This window comes from Rhodopseudomonas sp. BR0C11, from assembly GCF_010820945.1.
Lineage (GTDB): Bacteria > Pseudomonadota > Alphaproteobacteria > Rhizobiales > Xanthobacteraceae > Rhodopseudomonas > Rhodopseudomonas palustris_H.
This window is the reverse complement of record NZ_QTKI01000314.1, coordinates 1-5,888: the sequence shown is the minus strand read 5'-3', so window position 1 is coordinate 5,888 and position 5,888 is coordinate 1. Positions and strand designations below refer to the sequence as shown.

At 64.5% G+C, this 5,888-nt stretch carries 3 protein-coding genes; 1 reads left to right on the top strand and 2 read right to left on the bottom strand.

All coding sequences use genetic code 11. From position 1 onward, the window contains the following. Positions 1-3,171: autotransporter-associated beta strand repeat-containing protein (locus tag DYI24_RS19725; protein ID WP_164573509.1), on the top strand; the 3,171-nt coding region annotated here is incomplete at its 5' end. A gap of 153 nt (positions 3,172-3,324) precedes the next feature. Here the strand turns inward: DYI24_RS19725 and DYI24_RS19720 are convergent. Further along, the gene (locus DYI24_RS19720) at positions 3,325-4,929 is read right to left on the bottom strand and encodes a GMC family oxidoreductase (protein ID WP_164573508.1); all 1,605 of its coding nucleotides are present in this window, start codon (positions 4,927-4,929) and stop codon (positions 3,325-3,327) included. 70 nt (positions 4,930-4,999) lie between these two features. Continuing rightward, positions 5,000-5,888: aldehyde dehydrogenase family protein (locus DYI24_RS19715; RefSeq protein ID WP_164573507.1), on the bottom strand; the 889-nt coding region annotated here is incomplete at its 5' end.

Sequence of the window (5,888 nt, the reverse complement as noted above, 5' to 3'; positions counted from 1 at the left end):
CTGACGTTCATGAACGCGGGGGCGGGCCTTACCGGAGCGATCGGTCTCGCGACCAGCAGCACCACCCTCACGTTCGCACAGTCGACCAACTCGACCCTCGACCAGATGATCACAGGGGCGGGCTCCGTCGCAAAGACGGGCTCTGGCGTGCTGACGCTCACCGGCATTAACACCTATGGGGGCGGCACCACCATCTCGGATGGAACGCTGCAGATCGGCAACGGTGGTAGCACGGGATCGATTACCGGCGATGTCATCAACAACGCCTCGCTGGCGGTCAATCGCTCAGGTACGTACATCTTCGGCGGCGCCATCTCCGGCACGGGAGGAGTGAGTAAAGCCGGCGGCGGAACCATGATCCTGACCGGCACCAACAGCTATACCGGCGGCACCACCATCTCGGCCGGGACGCTGCAGATCGGTAATGGTGGCAACAAAGGATCGATCACCGGCGATGTCATCAATAACGGCTCGCTGTGGTTCAACCGTTCTGATCCCTACACGTTCGGTGGCGCTATCTCTGGTGCAGGAGTCGTACGTAAGTTGGGTAGCGGCGTAACGACCCTGACTGGCGCCAACACTTATACCGGTGACACCACTATTTCGTCCGGTGTGCTGCAGATCGGCGATGGCGGCACGAAAGGATCGATCAATGGCAAGGTCAACAACAGCGGCGAGCTGAGGTTCAATCGCTCAGATACCTACACGTTCGGGGGCGTTATCTCGGGTGGGGGAGCTGTGAACCAGCTTGGTACAGGGACAACGGTTCTCACGGGCAACAGCGCCTACACGGGCGGCACAACCATTTCGAATGGCACGCTGCAGATCGGCAACGGCGGCACCACCGGCAGTATCGCCTACAACGTCAATAACAACGGAACTTTGGCGTTCAATCGCTCCAATGCTCTCACCTTCTCCGGTTTGATCTCGGGCACCGGCTCGGTCGCTCAACTGGGATCCGGCAACCTGTCAATGTCGGGAGCGAACACCTACACTGGTGGAACGACGATCAGCCGCGGCACTGTCACGGTCGGCAACAACAGCGCCTTGGGCACTGGCGATGTGAAAATGATGCAGGGCGCGACGTTCGCCTTCGGCATCGGCGATTACACCCTCGCCAACAATTTCGTCATCAGTGGCACTTCTATTTTCAACATCCGGACTGGCACCACCCAGACCATTACGGGCGCTGTCTCCGACGGGGACACCGCTGGGATCATCCAAAAGAATGGCGACGGCAAGCTGATCTTGAGCGGTCCCACGTCCTATTCAGGAGGCACTATCATCAATGCCGGCACACTGCAGCTGGCGAACAGCAACATGCTGTCGGCGACCACCGCGGCGACGGTCGCCTCAGGCACCACTCTCGATCTCGGCGGCTTCGATCAGACCATTGGTTCGTTGGCGGGAGCTGGATCGGTCGCGCTCGGTGCGGCGCTGCTCACGACGGGGGCGGACAATAGCTCGACGAATTTTTCCGGAGCGATGTCGGGGACTGGTGGCCTGACCAAGCAGGGGACAGGAAATCTCGTTCTCTCCGGCGCGAATAATTACACCGGGCCGACGACGATCAATGCCGGCACATTGTCGGTGAACGGGTCGATTGCTTCGGCGGTGACGGCGTCGAGCGGCGGCCGGCTCGGCGGCTCCGGCAACGTCGGTTCGACCACGATTGCATCCGGCGGGACGCTGGCACCCGGCAATTCGATCGGAACCCTCACGGTCAATGGCGATCTGACCTTTGCGGCTGGCTCGAGCTATGCGGTCGAGGTGTCGCCGACGGCCTCGGATCGCACCAACGTCACGGGCCGCGCGACACTCGCCGGCACCGTGCAGGCGAGCTACGCGAGCGGGAGCTACATTTCCAAGCGCTACACCATCGTCAATGCGGGTGGCGGTGTTGCCGGCACATTCGATGCGCTCGTCGACACCAATCTGCCTGCCAACTTCAGATCGGCGCTGGCCTACGATGCCAACAATGCCTACCTCAATCTGACGTTGGCGTTCATTCCTCCCGCCGCGCCGGACTACGGCAATGGGTTGAGCCGCAATCAACAGCAGGTCGCCGGTGCGCTGGTCAATTCGTTCAACGTCGCCGGCGGGATTCCGACGACGCTGGGTACTTTGAAGCCGGCCGGATTGAGCCAGGCTTCCGGCGAGGCTGGGGCCGCGCTGCAGCAGTCGTTGTTCGGCTCGGCCGATCTGTTCATGCGCAGCGTATTCAGCAACGCGCTCGACCCGACGGACGGCACCGCTGGGCGGGAGTGCGCGGCGCCTCGATCCCAAGCCGGACCGCGCGACGCGTGCGCGGCGCTGCCACCTGCCGGCGTCTTGGCGCCGATTTGGAGCGCCTGGGGCGCGGGCTACGGCGGCACGTTGCGCGTCGGCGGCGATGCGTTCACCGGCTCGCACGACACCACCAGCAGGGTCGCCGGTGCGGCCGCCGGCGCAAGCTATCAGGTGTCGCCGCAGGCCCGTGTCGGTTTCGCGCTGGGCGGCTCCGGTTCGAGCTTCAGCCTCGCCCAAGGCCTCGGCTCCGGCAGCTCCGATAATTTCAACGCTGCGCTCTACGGTCGCTATCAGATCGGCCCGTCATATCTGGCTGCGGCGCTCGGCTATGTGTGGCAGGACGCCACTGTCGATCGGACAGTGACCGTTGCCGGCGGGGAGGCGCTGCGCGCCCGGATGCATCCGCAGGCTCTGACGGCGCGGGTCGAGGGCGGTCAGCGCCTCCAGGTCAGCGGCATCGGCGTCACGCCATATGCGGCGCTGCAGACCACCACAATGTTCCTGCCGACCTTTGGCGAGACCGGAACGAGTGTATTCGCGCTCGACTACGCCGGGCGCCAGTCGACGGTGACGCGCAGCGAACTCGGTGCCCGTTTCGACGACGAGGTCTTCATCGATGGGCGGCCGCTGGCGTTGAGAGCGCGGGCCGCCTGGGCACACGGCTGGAACACGGATTGGCAGGCGGCCGCCACGTTGCGGCAAATTCCGGCCGCGCAGTTCAACGTGTACGGCGCTGCGCTACCCGGCGACTCCGTTCAGGTTTCGCTGGGAGCCAGTCTGGGACTCGGTCGTGGCTGGACCGTGTCGGCGGCATTTGACGGTGAGTTCTGGAAGAACGCCGACAGCTACGCCGGCCGCGCACTCGTCAGCTACCAGTGGTGACAGTTACGCAGAGAGCGGCTTGACCGACTGCGCGCGCGAAGTCTGATGTGCGACGTCCGCCTCATCAAGCCGTCGGACGAAATCCAACTACGGCTGCTCCGGCGCACCTTGTGGAGCGTCCGGAGCCTCGGCCTTACATGATCGCGGGCGACGTCAGTTCGCCCGCATCTCCTCGCGGATCATGTCGGCGGCCTTCTCGCCGATCATGATGGTGGGGGCGTTGGTGTTGCCGCCGATCAAAGTGGGCATCACCGAAGCATCGACGATACGCAAGCCACCGATGCCGTGCACTTTCAAACGTGGATCGACCACCGCCATCGGATCGCTGCCCATCTTGCAGGTGCCGACCGGGTGATACACGGTGTCGACGCGGGCGCGCAGAATGGCGCGGATATCGTCGTCGGTGCGGACGTTGGCGGTGAAGAGATCCTTCTGCTGCAGCGCGCGTAACGCCGGCGTCTCCATCAGCCGCTGCGTGGTCTTGTAGCCTGCCACCATGGTTTCGAGGTCCTCAGGATCGCCGAAGAAATTCGGATCGATCCGCGGCGGTGCTAAGGGATCGGCGCTGCTGAGCCCGACGCTGCCGAGGCTCTTCGGGCGCAGCAGGCAGAAATGGCAGGAGAAGCCCGTGCCCCAATGCCGCTTGCGGCCGTGATCGTCGACCATCGCCATGCCGAAGTGCAGCTGGATGTCCGGCACGTCGAGGTCGGGCCGGGTCTTCAGGAAGCCGCCGCATTCGGCGAAGTTGGTGGTCAGCGGCCCGCGTCCCTCGCGGCGATACTGACCGATCGTCGACAGCAGGCGCGCGATGCCGGTGAAGCTGGTGCCGGTGAAATACGGGCTGTCCGACTGATAGGCGAAGATGAAGTCCGGGTGATCCTGCAGGTTCTGGCCGACACCCGGCAGATGATGCACGACGTCGATACCATGGACCTTCAGCGCCGCGGCATCGCCGATGCCGGACAGCATCAGCAACTGCGGCGACTGAAACGCGCCTGAGGCGAGGATGACTTCGTGGCGCGCGCGGATCTCGTGGATCTGGTCGTTCTGCCGATAGGCGACGCCGACCGCGCGTCCGCCTTCGACCAGAATCCGGGTCGCCTGCGCCTCGGTCTCGACACGGAGATTGCGGCGCGTGCCGATATGCGGATGCACGTAGGCCCGTGCCGCGCTCCAGCGCTCGCCATTGTGCTGGGTGAGCTGATACAGGCCGAGGCCTTCCTGCTCCTCGCCGTTGAAATCGTCACGGATGCGGAACTGCGCCTCGCGCGCCGCCTGCAGGAAGATCTCGTGCGCCGGATTATCGGTGCGCAGCCGGTTGACGTGAAGCGGACCGCTCTGGCCGTGATAGGCGCCGTTGAAGTCGGAGTTGTTCTCCGAGCGTTTGAAGTAGGGCAGCACGTCGGCGTAGGACCAGCCGGCGTTGCCGAGTTCGGCCCAATGATCGTAGTCCCATTTATGGCCGCGGATGTAGACCATGGCGTTGATCGCCGACGAGCCGCCGAGGCCCTTGCCGCGTGGCTGATAGCCGATCCGGCCGTTGAGACCGGGCTGCGGCACGGTCTCGAAGTGCCAATTGTTCAGCTTGCTCGGCACCATCAGCGAAAGCGCATAGGGCGTCTTCACCACCCAATTGTCGGCCGTGCCTCCGGCTTCGAGCAGCGCCACCGACGTGTTGGCATCTTCCGACAGCCGTCCAGCGACGGCGCAGCCGCCAGAGCCGCCGCCGACCACGACGAAATCAACTGTTTCGCTCACGAGCGTTTCCCTCCGGGATATTGTTTTGTTGATTGCCGCCGGCATCTTCGGCCGTGTGGGTCGTCTCTTGTTACGACATCAGGCGTAGCACCTTCGACAGCCGCGCGATCTTGGCGCCGTAAGGCGGATACAGATCGGCGAAGCGGTTGTAGGGCGAGCGATAGAAGATCGGCTTCATCTTGGTGAAGGTGTTGAAGCCCCATTCGCCGTGATACGCGCCGGTGCCCGACGCGCCGACGCCGCCCATCGGCTGGTTGGCTTGGGCGAAATGCACCAGGCAGTCGTTGATGGTGACGCCGCCCGAGACGGTCCGCTCCAGCACCTGGTCGCGCGCGGCTTCATCAGTGCCGAACCAATACAGCGCCAGAGGCCGGTCGCGGCCGTTGATGAAATTGATCGGCTCGGTCGGCTCGCTGTAGCCGAGGATCGGCAGCAGCGGACCGAAAATCTCCTCCTGCATGATCTTCATCTCGGGCGTGGCACCGAGCACAAGGGTCGGCGGGAATTTGCGCTTACCGGCCCACGCCGCATCATCCGCGGACGCCGGCTGCAGCAGCCGTGCGCCGCGTGCGGCGGCATCGTCGACCAGGCTTTTCAGCCGCGCGTAGTGATGCTCGGCGATGATCGAGGTGTAGTCCGGATTGGCCGGGTCTGTGCCCCACATCTGCTGCATCGCGCCCCAGATCTTGCCGGCGAGGGCTTCGACCCGGTCCTGCGGCGCCAGCACGTAGTCGGGCGCGATGCAGGTCTGTCCGGCGTTCATCAGCTTGGCATAGGCGATCCGTGGCGCCACCTCGTCGAGATCGGCGGAGCGGTCGACGATGGTCGGCGACTTGCCGCCGAGTTCGAGCGTGACCGGGGTGAGGTTCTTGCCCGCTTCCGCCGCGACGATGCGGCCGACGCGGGTCGAGCCGGTGAACATCAGGTGATCGAACGGCAGCCGAGCGAACGCCTCGGCG